The following is an 18,564-nucleotide window of genomic DNA, read 5'->3' as shown; positions in this document are numbered from 1 at the left end:
GCCGGTCGCAGAAGGCAAACAACAATATGACTCACCCCACCAAGCTGCTGCGTGGCGCGGTTTCCGCGATCGCCCTTCTGGGCGCGGCCCCGATGGTTGCAGGCGTGCCTGTTCTTGGCGTCGTGGCAGTTCAGGCTCAGGAGCAGTTGGTTGCTTCGGTGCTGTTCGAGGGCAATCGCCGCTTCTCGGACGCTGACCTTCTCAAGATGGTCGATGTCTCCGCCTCTGGCGTCTACACCCAGCAGCGTCTCAACGCTGACATCGAAAGCATTCGTCAGGCCTATGATAGCGAAGGCTTCATGTCGGTCGGCGTCACCGCTCGCACCGAAGCCGTGGCGGATGGTCGTGTCCGCGTGATCTTCACAGTCAACGAAGGCGATCGCGCCGGTATCGCGGCCATCAACTTCACGGGCAACAATGCCATCGGCTCCAACAATCTCAAGGGCGCGATCCTCACCAAGGAATCGGGCATTCTGAGCTGGCTGCTGCGCGATGACATGTACAACGAGCAGAAGCTTGCAGCCGACCGCGAGTTGGTTCGTCGCTACTATGCCAATCGCGGCTATCCGGACGTGCAGGTCAATTCTGTGGCCGAGTATGATCCTACCCGTAACGGCTACTTCATCAACTTCACGGTGAACGAAGGCCAGCGCTACGATTTCGGAAATGTCGGTATCGAAACCAGCATCGACGGTCTCAACACCGATGTGCTGCAGCAGCACGGTTCGCACCGGGCAGGGTCGCACCTACTCGATGCAGGACCTGCAGGCCACGATCGAAGACATGGCCTACGAAGCCACGGCTCAGGGTTATTCCTTCGCCGACGTCCGTGCCCGTCTCGACCGCGATGTTGCCACCGGCAAGTTCAACGTCACCTATCTCGTCGATGAAGGTGCTCGTGTTTACGTCGAGCGCATCAACATCACCGGCAATGAGAAGACGCGCGACTTCGTTATTCGTCGTGAGCTGAACTTCTCCGAAGGCGACCCCTTCAACCGCTCCATGGTCATCCGGGGCCGTACGGCCATCCAGGCTCTCGATTACTTCTCCAGCGTCAACGTGACGACCGGTCCGGGTTCTGCGCCCGACAAGATCGTGCTCAACATCAATGTCGAGGAAAAGTCGACTGGTGAATACGGTGCGACGGCCGGTTACTCGACCAGCGACGGCATCCTGGGCGAAGTCTCGCTGACCGAACGCAACTTCCTTGGTCGCGGCCAATACCTGCGTGCTGCCATCGGCGCCTCGCAGAGCGGCCGTACCTTCGACTTCTCCTTCACCGAACCCCGCTTCATGGGCCTCAAGGTGGCGGCAGGCGTCGACGCGTACCACCGCATCTACGAAGAGACCGACAGCAGCTTCTACGGTGCTCAGTCGACCGGTGGTCAGCTCCGTCTTGGCGTGCCGCTCACCAGCTCGCTCAATGCCAGCTTCTTCGGTGGCTATGAGCGCAAGGTGATCACGGACAATACGGGTCCGATCTCGCAGTTCGTGGCCGATGGTCAGGAATTCAACAAGGCGTTCATCGGCTATACGCTGACCTGGAATGGCCTCGATGACATCAAGAACCCGACCGAGGGTCTCTATGCGACCTTCAGCCAGCAATACATTGGCTGGGATCACAACCTGATCAAGTCGGAAGCGCGTGGCCGTTACTTCGTGCCTCTGATCCAGGATAGCGGCATCGTTGCCAGCGTCCGTGGTCAGGCCGGCATGATCAACAGCCTCGATGGCGAAGGCGTCAACGTCGTTGAAGCCTTCTCGCCCGGCTCCCAGCTGGTGCGTGGCTTTGAAGGTCGTGGCTTTGGCCCGCGGACGGCCGCTGGCGAGTTCATCGGCACCACGATGTTTGCTGGTATCTCGGCTGAAATCGAGTTCCCGATCCCCGGCCTGCCGGAAAACTACGGCCTGTCCGGTGCGGTGTTTGCCGATGCTGGTTGGGTGGGTGATGCCAGCGAGATCCTCAATGGCGGCCTTCAGACTGCGACCAGCAACGACCAGCCGCTCCGCACGTCGGTCGGTGCATCGCTGATCTGGGATTCACCGTTCGGTCCGCTGCGTGGCGACGTTGCGCAGACGCTCAACAAGTCGACGGACGATCGGACGCAGCTGTTCCAGTTCACCATCTCGACCTTGCTCTAATAAGAGCAGCGTGACAGACTTTTAGAGCCGCGGGGCGGTAGCGCCGCGGCTCTGGTATTTTGAGTGGCTTTATGGTCGACACCCGATTTCATCGCTTTGCCGGCCCTATCGCCCTCGGTAACCTGCTGGCACAGGTCGGGCAGCCCGATCTTGTTTCGCAGCTGGCAAACCCAGACCTAGTCATTAAAGGTGTGGCCGAGCTCGATCTGGCGGGGCCTAATGAAATCGGTCTTGCTGCCCAGCCTAGCTATATCGAGGAACTGCGCCGCAGCACCGCTGGTGTCGTGGTGGTATCGGCGGCGTTGCGCGAGGCCGTGCCGGAAGCCAGCGTCGCTGTGGTTGCCGACAAGCCGCACAACCTCTTCGCCGACCTCCTCGACTTCCTTTATCCCGACAGCACCCGCAACATCATTGCTGGCACACGCGAAGACCTTGGCGAGAAGCTGATCGAGCGCGACGTTACGATCGGCGCCAATGTTGTCATTGGTGCAGGCGTCGAAATCGGTCGCGGTACGGTCATTGGCGCTAACACGGTCATTGGCCCGGGCGTGACCATCGGGCGCAACTGCACGATCGCTGCCAACTGCAGCATCGATTGCGCGCACCTTGGCAACGAAGTGGTGCTTCATTCCGGTGTCAGGATCGGTACGGAGGGCTTTGGCTGGCTCGACCTCGGGCGTGGCAACCGGAAGATTCCTCAGCTCGGCCGCGTCATCGTTCAGGATCGTGTCGAGATCGGCGCCAACAGCACTGTGGATCGTGGCGCGCTTGGCGACACCGTGATCGGCGACGGAACCAAGATCGATAACCTCGTCCAGATCGGCCACAACTGCCGCATCGGTCGCAACTGCCTGATCGCGGCCATGAGCGGCTTGTCAGGCTCGACCGTTTTGGGCGACGGCGTTCTGGTCGGCGGCGGGGTCGGCACGTCCGGACACATGTCCATCGGTTCTGGCTCGGTGGTCCATGGCCGTGCCGCAGTGACCAAGGACTGGCCGGCCGGCTCCAAGCTTGCTGGCGCGCCGGCGCAAGATATAAGAGACTTCTGGCGTGAAATCGCCGTGATGCGGAAACTGTCCAAGGGGGAAAAGCGGGGATGACCGAGACCATCGCCAAGGCGACTGAACTTGATGCCATGAGCATCGGCGAGATTCTTGAGGCGCTTCCACACCGCTATCCCTTCTTGATGATCGACCGCATCGTCGACATCGACACCGACGAGTCTGCCGTCGGCATCAAGAACGTCACCTATAACGAGCCGATCTTCCTCGGCCATTTTCCGGGCAATCCGATTTTCCCGGGTGTGCTGATCATCGAAGGCATGGCACAAACCGCTGGCGCCATCGTCATCAAGCACGACGCTGACAAGGGCGGGAAAAACATCGTCCTGATGCTCGGTGTCGACAAGGCCAAGTTCCGCAAGCCGGCCGGTCCGGGCGACAAGATCGAGTTCCACATTGCCAAGATTCAGCGCCGCCGCAATGTCGGCCGCTACCAGGCGACCGCAAAGGTCGACGGCAACATCATTGCCGAAGCGGAAATCACCGCAATGATCGTGCCGGCCGAATCTTGAGCGACGCGAGTATCCATCCGACGGCGATCGTCTCGGAAAGCGCGCGGCTCGGGAGCAGCGTTCGCATCGGGCCCTACAGCATCGTCGGTCCTAATGTCGTTCTCGGCGATGACGTCGAGCTCGTCTCCCACGCTGTCGTCGAAGGCAATACGGTCATCGGCAAGGGCACGCGGATCTTCCCCTTCGCGTCGGTTGGCCACGAGCCGCAGGACCTCAAATTCCACGGCGAGGACTCGCGCCTCGAGATCGGTGAACGCTGCACGATCCGTGAAAGCGTCACTATCAACCCTGGTACGCAAAATGGCGGCATGCTGACCAAGATCGGCAATGACTGCCTGATCATGGCAAATGCCCATGTTGCCCATGACGCAATCGTGGGTAACAATGTCATCATGGCCAATTACGTTGGCATTGCCGGCCACGCGTTCACGTCGGCGACAATGTCATTTTTGGCGGCACTTGCGTGATCCACCAGTTCAGCCGCATTGGCTCGCATGCCTTTATCGGCGCGCAATCCATGGTCGACGGCGACGTCATTCCTTACGGCATGGCAATCGGCAATCGCGCTCACCTCACGGGTCTTAATCTTGTTGGCCTGAAGCGTCGCGGTTTCGAACGCGAGTCGATCCATCGCCTGCGCGCTGCCTACCGCCAGATTTTTGCGAGCGAGGGCACTTTGCGCGAGCGGGTGGAAGACGCAGCGGAGCTGTTCAAAGACGATTTCCTGGTGCAGGACGTCGTCCGTTTCATTGCCGAGGCCAGTGATCGCCCCATCCTTCTGCCGCGCAACGGGCAAGAAGCCGAATAGGGCGCAATGAGCACGCCGCTGCGCCTCTTCATCCTGGCCGGCGAACCCTCCGGCGATCGCATCGCGGCTGATCTCGTCAGGCGGTTGAAACAGCGCGTTCCACTCGAGCTTTCTGGCGTGGGCGGAGACGAATTGCAGGGGCAGGGGCTCCATCCGCTCTTTCCTATGTCGGACCTGGCGGTGATGGGCGTTACCGACGTCCTTCTGAACCTGCCGCGATTGCTGTGGCGCCTGGAGCAAGCGGCGCGCGCCATCCTGCGGGCGCAACCGGACATTGTCGTGCTCGTGGATGCTCAGGATTTTTCCAAGCTCCTCGCTCGGCGCCTGCGCTCAAGAGGCTATAGCAAGCCGCTCATCCTCTATGTCGCGCCCTCGGTCTGGGCTCGAAATCCGGAACGGGCAGCAAGGCTAAAGCCGCTCTTCGATGCCGTTTTCGCCGTCCTTCCTTTCGAGCCGTCGGTCATGGAGCGTCTTGGGGGCCACCAACCGTCTATGTTGGCCATCCCTCTTTGGGGGAGAGTTCGAAAACCGGCGAGGTCCACGATAGCGGACCGCTGATCTTGCTTCCCGGCAGCCGGGGAGGGGAACTGCGGCGTCATTTGCCCATCATGAGGGAACTGGCACTGGAGCTCGCTAAACAGCCGAATGTCACCGAGCTGGTGCTGCCAACTCTGCCCAGTTTGCGGGCCCGACTTACCCAGGAAATCCAGAGCTGGCCGACGGCGGTGACCTTGGTAGACGATCGTGTAAAGCGACAGCAGCTTTACAGCAAAGCCATAGCGGCCGTCTGCGTTTCAGGCACGGTGACGCTGGAACTGGCTATGGCCCGCGTGCCAATGGCCGTTATCTACGCCCTCGACGCTCATCAGGCGCGTGTCTTCGAGAGGCTTGGAAAGCCGGCCGTTTCGTTGCCCAATATCATCCTTGGCAGAAACGTGGTGCCGGAGCTGGTGTCTCGCGATCTGTCGAGTGAAATGGTCGGAACCACTTTGCTCGATCTCATCGGCAACAAAAAAGCCCGCCAGGCACAAGTGGATGCCTTTAGCGAGCTTGCAGAACTTATGGAGGCGGGGCAGCCGCCGCATGGGAAGGAGGACCCAGCTGAGCAGATCCTCTCCCTTTGGCGCAATCAGCGGTTGTTGATCGGCTCGTAGTCGCGGGCCGTGGCGCCGTTGTAGAGCTGGCGCGGACGGCCGATCTTCTTTTGCGGATCGCCGATCATTTCCTTCCACTGCGAAATCCAGCCCACCGTACGGGCCACGGCAAAGAGCACCGTGAACATGGATGTCGGGAAGCCGATCGCGTCGAGGATCACGCCAGAATAGAAGTCGACGTTCGGGTAGAGCTTGCGATCGATGAAGTACTGATCTTCAAGCGCGATACGCTCGAGTTCCTGGGCCACCTGGAGGGTTGGGTTGTTCTCGACGCCTAGAATGCTCAGCACTTCCTTGGCGGTCTGCTGCATGACCTTGGCGCGCGGATCGAAGTTTTTATAGACCCGGTGCCCAAAGCCCATAAGGCGGAACGGATCGTTCTTGTCCTTGGCGCGGGCGATGAACTCGGGGATGCGATCGACGGTGCCGATCTCGCGCAGCATGTTGAGCGCGGCTTCGTTGGCGCCGCCATGTGCCGGACCCCAAAGGCAAGCGACGCCTGCAGCGATACAGGCGAATGGATTGGCATCCGAGGAGCCGGAGAGACGCACCGTCGAGGTCGACGCATTCTGCTCATGATCTGCATGGAGCGTGAAGATCAGGTCCATAGCGCGGGCGATCTTGGGATCGACCTTGTATTCCTCGGCGGGCACCGAGAAGCACATGTGCAGGAAGTTTGATGCGTAATCGAGGTCGTTGCGTGGATAAACGAAGGGCTGGCCGACCGAGTATTTGTATGCCATGGCCGCAATGGTCGGCATCTTGGCGATCATGCGGATCGAGGCGATCTCGCGCTGCTGCGGATCGTTGATGTCGGTCGAGTCATGGTAAAATGCCGCCATGGCGCCGACCACGCCGGTCATGATGGCCATCGGATGCGCGTCGCGACGGAAGCCACGGTAGAAATAGTGCATCTGTTCGTGCACCATGGTGTGGCGCGTCACCAGCTGCTCGAATTCCTTGAACGCCTTGGCGTCGGGGAGTTCGCCATACAGCAGCAAATAGCAAACTTCGAGATAGTTGGAGCTCTCGGCCAGCTGCTCGATGGGATAGCCGCGATAAAGCAATTCGCCCTTGTCGCCGTCGATATAGGTGATCGCGCTGTCGCAAGCGGCAGTCGAGGTAAAGCCCGGGTCATAAGTGAACAGCCCCGTTTTGGCGTAAAGCGAACGGATGTCCATCACTTCTGGACCCACCGATCCGCTCAGGATCGGGAATTCATGTGTCTGGTCACCGATGACGAGTTTGGCGACTTTATCGGTCATTAGGCTCTCCTCGATTTGCCCCGGGCGCCGAGGGAAGGGACAGACTTGTCCGGGCGCCGGCCGGCGCTAGGAAAGCGCCGATTATCGATGTGAGAGGTATCAGGTCTTGGCCACACCAAGCAACCAATAGGTAAGTACGACTTATCTATCGGCCACGCGGCGGCATGTGCTGTTTCCGTTGTCAGGCGGCGGTCTGGTCGCCGAGTCGAGCGAGGCTTTCATCGCGCCCGATCAGCACCATGACCTCGAAAATACCCGGAGAAACGGTGCGTCCGGTCAGCGCAGCGCGCAGCGGCTGCGCCAGCTTGCCGAGCTTGAGGCCCTTTTCTTCAGCCAAGGCACGCATGGCCGTGTCGATCGCCGGAACTGACCATTCAGCAAGGCCCCCTAACGTTTCGGCAACGCTGCGGAGCACGGCCCGGCTCTCTTCAGTCAGCAAAGCTGCGGCGGCGGCGTCCGGCTGGATGGGTCGCACGGCATAGATGAACTGCGCAAGGTCGATCAGCTCCAGCACCGTCTTGGCGCGGGGCTGAAGCTCGGGCAGGGCGGCAAGAACGGTGTCCATGTTGGCGGTGAGGCCTTGGACATCGACGTCGCGTCCCACTTCACGGGCGGTGTCGACCATGATGGCGTAAAGGTAGTCCGGCTTGGCCTCGCGAATGTAGTGGCCGTTGATGTTTTCGAGTTTGACGAAGTCGAACCGCGCCGCACCCTTGTTGAGCGCTTCGAGGCTAAACCACTCGACGAGCTGATCGGTCGAGAAGATTTCTTCGTCGCCATGGCTCCAGCCAAGACGCGCAAGATAGTTGCGGAGCGCTTCGGGCAGGTATCCCATCTGCCGATAGGCTTCGACCCCCAAGGCACCATGGCGCTTTGAAAGCTTGGCGCCATCCGGACCGTGGATCAGCGGAATATGCGCCATCTCCGGCACGGTCCAGCCCATGGCATTGTAGATGACGATCTGGCGGGCCGCGTTGGTGAGGTGGTCGTCGCCGCGAATGATATGGGTGACGCCCATGTCGTGGTCGTCGACCACCACGGCATGCATATAGGTCGGCGTGCCGTCCGAGCGGAGGATGATGAAGTCGTCGAGGTTTTCAGTCTTGAAGACCACGTCGCCCTGCACGTGATCCTTGACCACGATCTCGCCCGACAGCGGAGCCTTGATGCGAATGACCGGGGACACGCCTTCCGGCGCTTCGGAGGGGTCGCGGTCGCGCCAAAAACCGTTGTATCGCGGCGGCTTACCGGCGGCGCGCGCTTCTTCCCGCATCTGGTCGAGTTCCTGCGGCGAGCAGTAGCAGTAATAAGCGTGGCCGATCTTGACCAGTTCGTGCGCCACTTCGGCATGCCGGGCAGCGCGGCCAAATTGGCTGATGGGCTCGCCGTCCCATTCCAGGCCCAACCATTTCAGGCCGTCGATCAGCGCCGTGACAGCAGCTTCGGTGGAGCGCTCGCGATCGGTGTCTTCGATACGGAGCAGCATCTTGCCGCCCTGGTTCTGCGCAAATGCCCAGTTGAACAAAGCCGTACGGGCGCCACCGATATGGAGGTACCCAGTGGGAGACGGGGCAAAGCGGGTGACGACCTGAGACATAGAAAACCGGGGATATGAGGATGGGCGGGCCGTGTGTAGCATAGGCGGGGGTGAGCGCAAGGGCGGGGGCATGCGTGACGTCAGGTGAGCAGACATTGGAGGGTGCGGCCTGCAGGGCGCGTCGACAATGGCCGCCCAATGCCGTGGCCGCGTCGCCAGTCTGGAGCCTGCCCCGAAGTTTTTGCCAGGCGCTCCTCAAGGCAACGGACAATCGCCGGCTTTTTGTTCTGCTGCCGTTCAGCCTTATCGCCGGACTAACGATCTATGCCGTGCTCCCCAATGAGCCTGCTCCGGAACTGTTTGCGCTTGGCACGGCGCTGACGCTGGGGACCTTGGCGCTTTCTCTCTGGCAGCGGTCATTGAGCCAGCTCCGATGGGCCACGCAGCTCGCGGCGCTCTGGCTCGGCTTCTGCCTGCTGCCGATCCATGCCGCCTTGTTTGGCACATCCATGCTCGCCTACCCGGCCTATGGCATTTACGAGGCGCAGGTTGACGAGATCATTTCCTCGGATGGCGAGGAGCGGCGCCTCGTGGCCTCCGGTCTTCTACCAATCGGCGACTCGCGCCCTGTCGATATCCGCCGCGCGCGGTTGCTCTTGCCTGCCGATGTCGATCTGCAACCTGGCGACCGAATGCGGGCCGAACTTCGGCTGGCTCCCATTCCCGGACCTATATTGCCTGGGGCGCATGATAGCCAGTTTCACGCCTACTTTATCGGCATCGGTGCCTATGGTTCCGCTATTGGCTCTGTGGAGCGGATCGTGGAAGGGGAGGCAGCCAATCTGGGCCGGCAGGTGCAAGCGTTGCGCGACCGCATCGCGGCGCGCATCGATGCGGTGCTCGACGACGACACTGCCGCAATCGGCAAGGCCATGGTCGTCGGCGACCAGAGCGGCATCAGCGACGAAATCCGAGATGTGATGGCTGCGTCGGGCCTCGCTCACATCTATTCCATCTCCGGCCTTCACCTGTCGATCGTCGCCGGAGGCGTGTTCTGGCTGGTTCGCCTGTTGCTGGCGTCAATACCGCTGCTGGTGAGTTGGCCGGCAAAGCACATCGCCGCGGTCGCGGGCATCATTGCAGCGTTTCTCTACCTGCTGCTGGCAGGCGGCGTAGACAACGTGCCGGCATTCCGGTCGACGCTGATGCTGGCTCTGATCTTTGGTGCCGTGCTTGCAGGCCGCCGGGCATTGACCATGCGCAATGTTGCGATCGCGGCGATCTTGATCATCTTGATCGACCCGGCCAGCGTCTTCCGCCCCAGCTTTCAGCTGTCGTTTGCCGCCGTGGTCGGGCTGATCGGCATTTATGAAATGCCTCAGCGCTGGGGAAATGCTGCGACTGGCGGCGTTGGCCGGATTGTTCGGACCGTAGTCGCTACGGGCTGGACGAGTCTTATCGCGGGCGCGGCTACGCTTCTGTTTTCGGCGTATCATTTCCAGCAAACATCGCCGCTCAGCGTCGTGGGCAATGTGCTGGCCCTGCCTTTCGTTGGGCTGGTGATCATGCCCTTTGGCGCTCTTTCCGTGCTGCTGATGCCGTTTAACCTCGAAGCACCGGCTTTACTGCTCATGGGGTGGGGTATCGACCGGATGGTCGATGTTGCTGAGCTCGTGGCCGGTTGGAGCGCGGGCATAACCGGTAACCCGCTACTTTCCGGTTGGACGATTGTCTGTGGCCTTGGCGCCCTCGCGTGGTTTTCCTTTTTGAAAACCGGTGGCGCCTACTGGGTCCGGCTGTGGCGGCTGCGCTTATCCTTACCTTGGGTTTCGATTCACGTCCCGACGTCCTGATCTCGGACACGACGCAAGCCGTTGCGGTTCGGGATGGAGACGGCATGGCGCTGGCGACGGGCCGGACGGGAAGTTTTGCTGTCGATGTCTGGAGCCAAAACTACCAGACGGAGATCGCCGCGGTGCATAGCGGCGTGCGGTGCGACAGTCTTGGCTGCATCGTAGAGACGCCGGATTATTCGATAGCGATCGTTGCGAATGCTGCGGCCTTTGCCGAGGATTGTGGCGCGCATGACCTGGTGATTGCCCGCGTCTATGCACCGGAAAATTGCAATCCGGATGGTGTCTATATCGGTCCGTCCGAACTGCTACGGCGGAGTGCACTGGCTGCATTGGGACACAAATGCCGGGCGGTTCGACGTTCGCCCGGCTATCCCCAATTCTACCCGGCCTTGGCGAGTTTCGCCACGGTGACCCCCGCCGCAGCAATATCTGCGCCGCCGACAACATAGGCGGTTTCGTCATCCGCCTTGGTCAGCACTTGGGCTGTTGCACCGTAGTTGACATAGATGCGGAAGCCGCCGCGCACGCGGCAGCGAACGCCTGCCGGAATGGTGAGGACCGGTATGTTGGCCTCGGCGATGAGGTAGTCGGCGACCCGCTGCATCAGGGCCCGATCGCCGCTGGCGGTGAGGTAGAAGACCTTGCCCTGCGAGACCAGCACGGGCACGCCTTCGACGTCCTCGATGATGATTTCGGCACCGCCCTCGGTCTTTTCGCGCCAGAGGCGGGCCGAGCCGCCGCCCTTTACCGGCACTTCGATGCCAGGGGAAGGCTATCGACGCGCGCGACCTTGAGGTCGAGCAGGTTTTGCGGAAGATCGGGTCCAAGCCGCGCGGGGAAAGAGAAATTCTGCGTCTTCGATCCCGTCCGCGGGCCGAGCAGCAGATGTCCATCGAAATTGCTGATCGCTTCGCGCAATTCATCGGTCCAGGCGAAAAGACCCGGGATGGCAACGATGTCGAAGCCGTCGAAGGTCTTGGTCTTGGGGGACAGGATTTCAACGTCGAGCCCGTGCTTGCGGAAGGTGGCGTAGAGCGCCCGCACATGCGTGCCGTGCTTGAAGCCGGCTGCTTGCGGCTGGACATCCCAAGCCCATTCGCTCTGATAGTCGAAGACAAGCGCAATGCGGCCCTTGGCAGCCGTGCCGCCAATACCGGTGGCGGCAAGTTCTTCGGCGACCTGCTTGGCCTCGAAGTATGCGGGAGCCGGCTCGCGATCGGGACGATGCAGGCCCGCATGCATTTGTTCTTGTGCAAAGGGTGCCTGACGCCAGCGGAAGTAGGAGACCACTTCCGCACCGTGTGCAAAGGCCTCCCATGCCCAAAGACGTGCCATGCCGGGCAGGGGATCGGGGTTGGCTTGCGCCCAATTTACCGGGCCGGGCTGCTGTTCCATGATCCACCAGCGGCCATGGCCGACAGTGCGATAATGATCGTGATGAAATGCGGCGTTGTCCGGATCGCCCTGGCGCAGATAAGCGCGCTTGGTTTCTTCCGGTTCGTCGCTCACCGCCAGATGGCCGATCGGATAGGAGTCCCAGCTGGCGACATCGAGGGTTTCGGCCACGTCATAATGGTCGAACTCGGTGTAGCGGCTCATGAAATTGTGGATCACCGGAAGGTCGGGACGCGCGGCCTTGAGGATGTCGTACTGAACCTTGTTGAAGGCCGCGACCTGGTCTGAGCTATAGCGCCGGAAGTCGAGATCGTGGATCGGCAGGACTTCGGTGACAGTCAGGTTTGGCAGCTCGATCTGATCGAACCTATTGTAGTCCATCGACCAGAACACCGTGCCCCACGCTTCGTTCAGCGCCTCGATCGTCCCGTACTTGTGTTCCAGCCAGAGCCGGAAGCCGTCCAAGGCGGCCGGAGAATAGGAATAGGTAGTGCCGTGGCAGCCATATTCGTTGTCGGTCTGCCAGCCGCCGAGGGCAGGGTGGCCGCTCAAGGCATCGGACAGGATGCGCGTGATGCGAGCGGACTCTTCGCGATAGCCGAGATGGGAGAAGTCGTAGTGGCGGCGTGAGCCAAAGCCCTTTCGCCGGCCCTGTCCGTCAACTGCGAGCATGTCCGGATGCTTGTCGATCATCCAGCGGGGAGGCGTTGCGGTGGGTGTGCCGACGATGACTTGGAGGCCGTGACGGCCAAGCACATCCATCGCTCGGATCATCCAGTCGAGCTGCAGGTCGCCTGGTGTCGGCTCGAGTTTCGACCAAGCAAACTCGCCGATCCGCACGACCTTGATGCCGACCTCGGCCATGCATGCGGCGTCGATTTCCCACCAGTCCTCGGGCCAGTGTTCAGGGTAGTAGCAGACGCCGATCGCGGGGTTCATTTGGGTCAACTCAGAGTTTGATCTTGGCTTCCGGCAAGCCGGCAACATCGAGGTCGATAAAGAAGATGCCGCCGGCGACCTTTTCCTCGGCCAGCTGTTCAGGCGACAGGTTTTTGTTGGCGGTGGTTAGAAACAGGCGCTTCAAGTCAGGGCCGCCGAAAGCGGGGCAGGTGACTTGGCTGACCGGAACGTCGATAGTGCGATCGACGCTGCCATCAGGAGAGAAGCGAATGACACATGAGCCGCCCCAACGGGCGTTCCACAGGTAACCTTCACTGTCGACCACGGCACCGTCCGGATGTCCGGGTAGATCCGAAGTATCGGCAAACAGCGTCCAGTCGCCGAGCGGCAGGCCGGTTTGCGGGTCGGTTTCGCGGGTCAGGATGCGACTGGTCGGGGTGTCGGTCCAATAGGCGCGGCGACCATCAGCAGTGAAGCTCGTCGCGTTCGGAATGGCGGCATCGGCGATATCCGCTGCAGCTTGCCGGCCAGGTAATGGTAGACGGCGCCGTCCTTTGGGCCTTCGTCCTTGACCATGGTGCCGATCCAGAAGGCGCCCGATGGATGAACGCGGCTGTCATTGCCGCGATTGGTTGGCACGTCGCGCTCGAGATCAAAGAAGTGCTCGACGGCGCCGGACTGCAGGTCGAGACGCTTGAGGCCGGTTTCGCCGACGAGCACCAAGGTGTCACGATCGACGATGGCGATGGCGGCCATCATCTCGTCAAAAGCCCAGCTTTGCTGGATTTCGCCATCGGCAGAAGCGGCAAAGAGCTCCTTGTTGTTGATGTCGACCCAGAAGAGTTGCTGGCGTTCGACGTGCCAGACCGGGCCTTCACCAAGCGCGCATTGGCTGTCCACAAGAAGCTGCGCAGTCTGGGTCATTGCGGACGTCCTTTGTCATATGCCGCCACGGCAAGCGCCGCGCGCTCGGCGACGTCGTCGGCGCTCATGCCGGGCTTGAAGATATAGGTGCCGAGGCCGAAGCCGGCGCAGCCGACGTCGAAGAACTCATGGAAATTGTCGGGGTTTGCCCCACCGACGGCGTAGAGTGGCAGGGCAGGCGGCAGCACTGCCTTCATTGCCCTGATGCCCTTGGCGCCAAGCACTTCGGCCGGAAAGAATTTAAGGCCGGTGGCACCGGCACGAATAGCGGCGAAGGCATCGGTGGGGGAAAAGACGCCGGGGTAGGATTTCAGCCCAAGCCGCGCTGTTTCGCCAATAACAGCCGGGTTGGTGTCGGGCGAGACGATGAAGGTGCCACCGGCACTCGCCACGGCGCGCACATCTTCTTCGGTGAGCACCGTGCCAGCGCCGATCTCGGCACGACCGCCAAGCGCTGACGCGGCGCGACCGATGCTGTCGACAGCGTCGGGAGAGTTGAGTGGCACCTCGATGAGAGTGATGCCTGCATCGACCAGCACTGTGCAGATCGGCACGGCTTCCTCGGGCGTGATGCCGCGCAGGATCGCGATGATATGGCGATGATCCATTGTCATTTCCTAGTTTGCCGCAGCTCGCGCGGCTTTAAGTCCGGCCAGCACGACATCGGTCGCATCCACCGGCTGCCCTTTGACTCCGGCCATGTTCAGAACCCGTTCATAGAGCCTGGCCAGGCCTGCCGATCCGATCAGCGGCACTGCATCCGTGCCGATCCGGTTACGGTTCGCCGCAATATCCGTCCCAATCAGAAGGCCGGAAAGGTACCCGGCGCACCAATCCGGTCCGCGGCCGGCAAGCAAGGATGCTGCTCGAACACGGAACAGCTGGCCCAATAGGTCTGCAGGCTTTGACAGCCCATCTTCGGCACCGGCGCTGAAGCCTTCATCCCGCGCAGGCCCATCGAGCGGACCGTTGAGCGAATGGCGGAGCACGGAGTGCGTCTTGAGAAGTTCGAACATTTCGCCGGTCATTGCGGTCGAGAAGTGCTCGATCCGGGTGCCGTGCAACAGCGCCCATTTCGAATGCGTCCCAGGCATGCAGACCAACCCGTCATAGCCAGGCATCAGCGACGCGAGCCCGAGCAACTGGGTTTCCTCGCCCCGCATGACGTTTTCACCACCCTGGCGCTGGCACACGCCGGGGAGAATAGACACGCGTAAGCCGGAGCTGGGCATCGCGGGGTGCACTGCTCCGGCTGCCAGGCCACGCAGATCCGTAGGGGCGTCGAGGTATGGTGCTTCGAGCCAACCCTGGCGCGCACCAGCCATGCCGCAAATCAGAACGTCTGCCGCTGAGCCTCCCACGCCGAGTTCGGTCGCTACTGCATCAAGGGCTGCAGGGAAGTCGGCTGGCGAGAGCTTGCCCATGCCTCTGTCTGAAGTCGAAGACGAGGCGACATCACCGTTATGGTCCACGGCCCAGGCGCGCAAATTGGAAGTGCCCCAATCCACCGCAATCCATGCGACATTGTCCGTCAATCTTGTTCCTCACCTCAGCGCAGCAGATGCGGCGCGACCCTAAGCGGCAAGGATTGATTATGCCAGTGCGATTCCCTGCCTGCTCGACCACCGCTTAGCGTGAAGCGGATATTGGTGCCGCCACTCCGGTAAGATTGGCCGCTACAGAAATCAGATCGACGCAAAACAATTGTATGATTTTTTGCTCCAAGCGCATTCCCTCTGCCGTTCATCGTGCTAAAACGATCCTCAGAAGGCCCCTCGTGTTCGCGTTGCGGACCAGTAAGGATAATGAAGATGACTGCAGAGAACGGCGGCACCGCCGGCCGCAAGCTACGCTCGCGTGCGTGGTTCGATAACCCCGACAATCCTGACATGACCGCGCTTTATCTCGAGCGCTACATGAACTACGGCGTGTCGCGCGAGGAACTGCAGTCCGGCAAGCCGATCATCGGCATTGCCCAAACCGGCTCGGACCTTAGCCCCTGCAACCGCCACCACATGGTGCTCGCCGAGCGCGTGCGCGAAGGCATCCGTGAAGCTGGCGGCATCGCCATTGAATTTCCGGTCCACCCGATCCAGGAAACCGGCAAGCGCCCGACTGCTGGACTCGACCGCAATCTGGCCTATCTCGGCCTTGTGGAAGTGCTTTACGGCTATCCGCTCGATGGTGTCGTGCTGACGATCGGTTGCGACAAGACCACTCCAGCCATGCTGATGGGCGCGGCGACCGTCAACATACCCGCTATCGCACTGTCGGTTGGCCCGATGCTCAATGGCTGGCACAAGGGCGAACGGACAGGTTCGGGCACGATCGTGTGGAAGGCACGCCAGATGATGGCGGCTGGCGAGATCGACTATCCCAAGTTCATCGAACTCGTGGCTTCGTCGGCGCCGTCGACAGGCTATTGCAACACGATGGGCACGGCTTCGACCATGAACTCGCTTGCCGAAGCGCTGGGCATGCAGTTACCCGGCTCGGCCGCTATCCCGGCGCCCTATCGCGATCGTCAGGAAATGGCATATCGCACCGGCCAGCGCGCCGTGCAAATGGTGCACGAGGACCTCAAGCCCTCCGATATCCTCACTAAGGAAAACTTCCTAAACGCCATCGTCGTCAACTCGGCGATCGGCGGCTCTACCAATGCGCCGATCCACATCAATGCGATCGCCCGCCACATCGGTGTCGACCTTAACATCGATGAATGGCAGGAGCACGGGCACAAGGTGCCGCTGCTGGTGAACCTGCAGCCCGCCGGCGAATATCTCGGTGAGGACTACTACCATGCAGGTGGCGTGCCTGCAGTGGTCAACGAGCTGATGAAGCAGGGCCTGATCCACGAGAACGCCCCCACCGTCAACGGCAAGACCATCGGCGAGAATTGCCGCTCGACCACCATCGAGGACGATAAGGTCATCCGTCACTTCGACAACCCGTTGAAGGCCGAAGCCGGCTTCCTCGTGCTGCGCGGCAACCTCTTCGACAATGCGATCATGAAGACCAGCGTTATCTCGGCGGAGTTCCGCGAGCGCTACCTTTCGGATCCGGTGCATCCCGGCATGTTCGAGGGCAAGGCCGTGGTGTTCGACGGTCCCGAGGACTACCACCATCGCATCGACGATCCGTCGCTCGAGATCGACGAAAATACTCTTCTATTCATGCGCGGCGCCGGTCCGATCGGCTATCCGGGTGCTGCCGAAGTCGTCAATATGCGGCCGCCTGACTACCTCATCAAGAAGGGCATTCATTCGCTTGCCTGTATCGGGGACGGCCGCCAGTCCGGCACGTCCGGATCGCCGTCGATCCTCAACGCATCGCCGGAAGCGGCGGCAGGCGGCAACCTTGCCATCCTGCGCACCGGTGATCGTGTTCGCATCGACCTTAACAAGGGCGACGCCAACATTCTGATCTCGGACGAAGAAATTGCGTCGCGTCGCGCCGCGCTTGAAGCGGACGGTGGCTACAAGTTCCCACGCCATCAGACGCCATGGCAGGAAATCCAGCGCAATCTGGTGGACCAACTGGGCAGCGGCGCCGTCTTGCGGCCGGCCGTCAACTACCAGCGCATTGCCCAGACCGAAGGCATTCCGCGCGATAATCACTGATCGACAGGATGGCTGCCGAGCATCTTGGCAGCCATCGACCATCACAGAAGCGAACAAGCTCTAGGCTCACCCGCCGAGCCATGCTAGATCGCTGGCAATTCGCCAACTTTCGGAATCGTGACGTGGCCAAACCCGGTATCAAGCAGTTCCTGACCGAAATTTTTTCCTGGTGGAGCGGCAATACCTGGGGCACGCGCCTTTGGGTGAAGCGCTTCGGCGCCTATGTCGGCTCGGACGAGTTCGGAAATCGCTACTACCAGGACAAGAAGGCGAACAGACGCTATGTGACCTACAACGGTCCAGCGGACGCTTCCGCTGTTCCGCCGGGCTGGCGCGGATGGCTGCATCACACGCATGACGTGGTGCCGACAGACAGTGCTTACGTCGCGCGCGACTGGCAGAAGCCCCACGTCGCCAATCAGACCGGCACGGCAAACGCTTATCGTCCTGATGGCAGCTTGCTCAACAAGGGCGAACGTCCGCGTGTGTCCGGCGACTACGAAGCCTGGTCGCCGGAATAAGGCCGGGCCTTTGGTCTCGATATTCAAGCTTTTGATGCGGCCGCTGGTGGCAGCGGCTGTGTTAGCCTCTGCTTCACCAGCAATGGCGCAGCCGGTGGCCAATCCGGTGGCTACTTTTGCCGGTCTCGACAAGATCACGGGCCGCATTACCCGCTTCGACGTCTATATTGACGAGACCGTTCTCTTCGGGGCGCTCGAGATGACGCCTCGCGCCTGCTACGATCGGCCCGCGAGCGACACGCTTCAGCGGTCTTCTGTTTTCCTTGAAGTGGACCAGCGCAGCCTCGACGGCTCCGCCGACCGCATATTCACTGGCTGGATGTTTGCCGATGCGCCGGCGCTCAACGCAGTGGACCACGCGGTCTATGATGTGTGGCTGATTGAGTGTAAAACCTCGACCAACGTTCCACCGCCTGATCAGCGCTAACTGATTAACCTATTTTATTGTTGGCTTCCCAGCATCTGATTCGCTCCGCAGTGCATTAACGCGCTGGCACGCCTGCTCCGCTGTGGAGTTGGGCGCCCGGGCAAGCCAAGGAGCTAACATGCCGGCACGTTTTACGACCCTCAACAATGCAATCAGCAAGGGCCTTTCGTCGATGGCTGCCAAGAGCGCAGTCAGCCAGATCGAATACTGGGAAGAGCAGCTCAAGGATGTCGATGTCACCGGCGTCAAGGGCATCCAGGGCGATCTTCATTCGCTCAAAAGCAAGCTGACGGCCGACACAATCGATGGCGAAGCCGTCAAGAAGGTGCTCGCTTCGCTTGCCGAGAAGACCAAGAACATCAGCGGCCGCGTGGAAGACCAGAAGGTTTCCGAACAGCTGGCCGGCGTCGCCGAAGGCCTGGAACAGGCCTGATCGGGATCG

Annotated in this window: 18 protein-coding genes and 2 pseudogenes; 13 read left to right on the top strand and 7 right to left on the bottom strand. The window is 61.1% G+C overall.

What is annotated here, in order from left to right:
* The first annotated feature begins 26 nt into the window (after positions 1-26).
* From G5575_RS21685 to G5575_RS21055, 7 genes and pseudogenes are all read left to right on the top strand, one after another.
* Positions 27-890, top strand: coding sequence for a POTRA domain-containing protein (locus G5575_RS21685; protein ID WP_164533977.1), 864 nt, complete (start codon positions 27-29; stop codon positions 888-890).
* Positions 775-2,142: an outer membrane protein assembly factor BamA gene (gene bamA, locus G5575_RS20250; protein ID WP_328766079.1), complete on the top strand. Its 1,368-nt coding sequence runs from the start codon at positions 775-777 to the stop codon at positions 2,140-2,142. The genes G5575_RS21685 and bamA overlap by 116 nt, the downstream gene beginning before the upstream one ends.
* A gap of 71 nt (positions 2,143-2,213) precedes the next feature.
* Positions 2,214-3,242 (top strand): UDP-3-O-(3-hydroxymyristoyl)glucosamine N-acyltransferase, encoded by a 1,029-nt coding sequence (lpxD, locus tag G5575_RS08590; RefSeq protein ID WP_164533975.1) that lies wholly within the window; start codon positions 2,214-2,216, stop codon positions 3,240-3,242.
* Positions 3,239-3,715: a 3-hydroxyacyl-ACP dehydratase FabZ gene (gene fabZ / locus G5575_RS08585; RefSeq protein ID WP_164533974.1), complete on the top strand. Its 477-nt coding sequence runs from the start codon at positions 3,239-3,241 to the stop codon at positions 3,713-3,715. Before lpxD ends, fabZ begins: the two co-directional genes overlap by 4 nt.
* Positions 3,712-4,523 (top strand): annotated as a pseudogene (gene lpxA, locus G5575_RS22165) (acyl-ACP--UDP-N-acetylglucosamine O-acyltransferase). Before fabZ ends, lpxA begins: the two are co-directional and overlap by 4 nt.
* Before the next feature lie 6 nt (positions 4,524-4,529).
* Positions 4,530-5,081, top strand: a complete 552-nt coding sequence (locus G5575_RS21060) for a glycosyltransferase family protein (RefSeq protein WP_164533973.1) — start codon at positions 4,530-4,532, stop codon at positions 5,079-5,081.
* Positions 5,033-5,677: a glycosyltransferase family protein gene (locus G5575_RS21055; RefSeq protein WP_164533972.1), complete on the top strand. Its 645-nt coding sequence runs from the start codon at positions 5,033-5,035 to the stop codon at positions 5,675-5,677. Before G5575_RS21060 ends, G5575_RS21055 begins: the two co-directional genes overlap by 49 nt.
* On the opposite strand, the gene gltA is transcribed toward G5575_RS21055, so the two are convergent.
* Positions 5,653-6,942 carry a citrate synthase gene (gene gltA, locus G5575_RS08565; protein ID WP_164533971.1) on the bottom strand — a complete coding sequence of 430 codons (1,290 nt, stop codon included), beginning with the start codon at positions 6,940-6,942 and terminating at the stop codon, positions 5,653-5,655. The two genes, G5575_RS21055 and gltA, sit on opposite strands and share 25 nt — an antisense overlap.
* Positions 6,943-7,123: 181 nt before the next feature.
* Positions 7,124-8,539, bottom strand: a complete 1,416-nt coding sequence (gltX, locus tag G5575_RS08560) for a glutamate--tRNA ligase (protein WP_164533970.1) — start codon at positions 8,537-8,539, stop codon at positions 7,124-7,126.
* Positions 8,540-8,682: 143 nt separating this feature from the next.
* Between gltX and G5575_RS21670 the strand changes: the two genes are divergently transcribed.
* Both G5575_RS21670 and G5575_RS08550 read left to right on the top strand, forming a co-directional pair.
* Positions 8,683-10,332 carry a ComEC/Rec2 family competence protein gene (locus tag G5575_RS21670; RefSeq protein ID WP_164533969.1) on the top strand — a complete coding sequence of 550 codons (1,650 nt, stop codon included), beginning with the start codon at positions 8,683-8,685 and terminating at the stop codon, positions 10,330-10,332.
* Between the two features lie 44 nt (positions 10,333-10,376).
* The gene (locus G5575_RS08550; RefSeq protein WP_164533968.1) at positions 10,377-10,784 is read left to right on the top strand and encodes a hypothetical protein; all 408 of its coding nucleotides are present in this window, start codon (positions 10,377-10,379) and stop codon (positions 10,782-10,784) included.
* Here the strand turns inward: G5575_RS08550 and G5575_RS19320 are convergent.
* The 5 genes and pseudogenes from G5575_RS19320 to G5575_RS08525 all read right to left on the bottom strand — a co-directional run bounded on the left by G5575_RS19320 (position 10,715) and on the right by G5575_RS08525 (position 15,089).
* The gene (locus G5575_RS19320) at positions 10,715-11,089 is read right to left on the bottom strand and encodes a hypothetical protein (protein WP_207633074.1); all 375 of its coding nucleotides are present in this window, start codon (positions 11,087-11,089) and stop codon (positions 10,715-10,717) included. The genes G5575_RS08550 and G5575_RS19320 overlap by 70 nt on opposite strands.
* Complete coding sequence (locus tag G5575_RS08545; RefSeq protein WP_207633073.1) at positions 11,080-12,669, bottom strand: beta-galactosidase; 1,590 nt, start codon at positions 12,667-12,669, stop codon at positions 11,080-11,082. The genes G5575_RS19320 and G5575_RS08545 overlap by 10 nt, the downstream gene beginning before the upstream one ends.
* A gap of 10 nt (positions 12,670-12,679) precedes the next feature.
* Positions 12,680-13,554: pseudogene (locus tag G5575_RS20235) on the bottom strand (SMP-30/gluconolactonase/LRE family protein).
* Positions 13,551-14,162 carry a 2-dehydro-3-deoxy-6-phosphogalactonate aldolase gene (locus G5575_RS08530; protein ID WP_211198442.1) on the bottom strand — a complete coding sequence of 204 codons (612 nt, stop codon included), beginning with the start codon at positions 14,160-14,162 and terminating at the stop codon, positions 13,551-13,553. The pseudogene G5575_RS20235 and the gene G5575_RS08530 overlap by 4 nt, the downstream one beginning before the upstream one ends.
* Before the next feature lie 9 nt (positions 14,163-14,171).
* Positions 14,172-15,089, bottom strand: coding sequence for a 2-dehydro-3-deoxygalactonokinase (locus tag G5575_RS08525; protein WP_207633072.1), 918 nt, complete (start codon positions 15,087-15,089; stop codon positions 14,172-14,174).
* A gap of 276 nt (positions 15,090-15,365) precedes the next feature.
* On the opposite strand from G5575_RS08525, the gene G5575_RS08520 reads away from it, so the two are divergent.
* The 4 genes from G5575_RS08520 (at position 15,366) to G5575_RS08505 (ending at position 18,555) form a co-directional block, all read left to right on the top strand.
* Complete coding sequence (locus tag G5575_RS08520) at positions 15,366-17,174, top strand: IlvD/Edd family dehydratase (protein ID WP_164533964.1); 1,809 nt, start codon at positions 15,366-15,368, stop codon at positions 17,172-17,174.
* Between the two features lie 137 nt (positions 17,175-17,311).
* Positions 17,312-17,695: an NADH:ubiquinone oxidoreductase subunit NDUFA12 gene (locus G5575_RS08515; RefSeq protein ID WP_164534723.1), complete on the top strand. Its 384-nt coding sequence runs from the start codon at positions 17,312-17,314 to the stop codon at positions 17,693-17,695.
* Positions 17,696-17,729: 34 nt separating this feature from the next.
* Positions 17,730-18,122, top strand: a complete 393-nt coding sequence (locus G5575_RS08510; protein WP_164533963.1) for a DUF2155 domain-containing protein — start codon at positions 17,730-17,732, stop codon at positions 18,120-18,122.
* Between the two features lie 118 nt (positions 18,123-18,240).
* Positions 18,241-18,555, top strand: coding sequence for a hypothetical protein (locus G5575_RS08505; RefSeq protein WP_164533962.1), 315 nt, complete (start codon positions 18,241-18,243; stop codon positions 18,553-18,555).
* Positions 18,556-18,564: the final 9 nt, after the last annotated feature.

It is taken from the genome of Devosia aurantiaca, assembly GCF_011058215.1.
Classification (GTDB): Bacteria; Pseudomonadota; Alphaproteobacteria; order Rhizobiales; family Devosiaceae; genus Devosia; species Devosia aurantiaca.
Note: the sequence above shows the minus strand (reverse complement) of the source record. Positions and strands in the feature narration are given on the sequence as shown.

Bases quoted from the DNA above. Each gene is read 5' to 3' on its own strand.
- G5575_RS21685 (WP_164533977.1), top strand. From the start codon at position 27: ATGACTCACCCCACCAAGCTGCTGCGTGGCGCGGTTTCCGCGATCGCC.
- lpxD (WP_164533975.1), top strand. From the start codon at position 2,214: ATGGTCGACACCCGATTTCATCGCTTTGCCGGCCCTATCGCCCTCGGT.
- fabZ (WP_164533974.1), top strand. From the start codon at position 3,239: ATGACCGAGACCATCGCCAAGGCGACTGAACTTGATGCCATGAGCATC.
- G5575_RS21060 (WP_164533973.1), top strand. From the start codon at position 4,530: ATGAGCACGCCGCTGCGCCTCTTCATCCTGGCCGGCGAACCCTCCGGC.
- gltA (WP_164533971.1), bottom strand. From the start codon at position 6,942: ATGACCGATAAAGTCGCCAAACTCGTCATCGGTGACCAGACACATGAA.
- gltX (WP_164533970.1), bottom strand. From the start codon at position 8,539: ATGTCTCAGGTCGTCACCCGCTTTGCCCCGTCTCCCACTGGGTACCTC.
- G5575_RS08550 (WP_164533968.1), top strand. From the start codon at position 10,377: ATGGCGCTGGCGACGGGCCGGACGGGAAGTTTTGCTGTCGATGTCTGG.
- G5575_RS08545 (WP_207633073.1), bottom strand. From the start codon at position 12,669: ATGAACCCCGCGATCGGCGTCTGCTACTACCCTGAACACTGGCCCGAG.
- G5575_RS08530 (WP_211198442.1), bottom strand. From the start codon at position 14,162: ATGGATCATCGCCATATCATCGCGATCCTGCGCGGCATCACGCCCGAG.
- G5575_RS08520 (WP_164533964.1), top strand. From the start codon at position 15,366: ATGACTGCAGAGAACGGCGGCACCGCCGGCCGCAAGCTACGCTCGCGT.
- G5575_RS08510 (WP_164533963.1), top strand. From the start codon at position 17,730: ATGCGGCCGCTGGTGGCAGCGGCTGTGTTAGCCTCTGCTTCACCAGCA.
- G5575_RS08505 (WP_164533962.1), top strand. From the start codon at position 18,241: ATGCCGGCACGTTTTACGACCCTCAACAATGCAATCAGCAAGGGCCTT.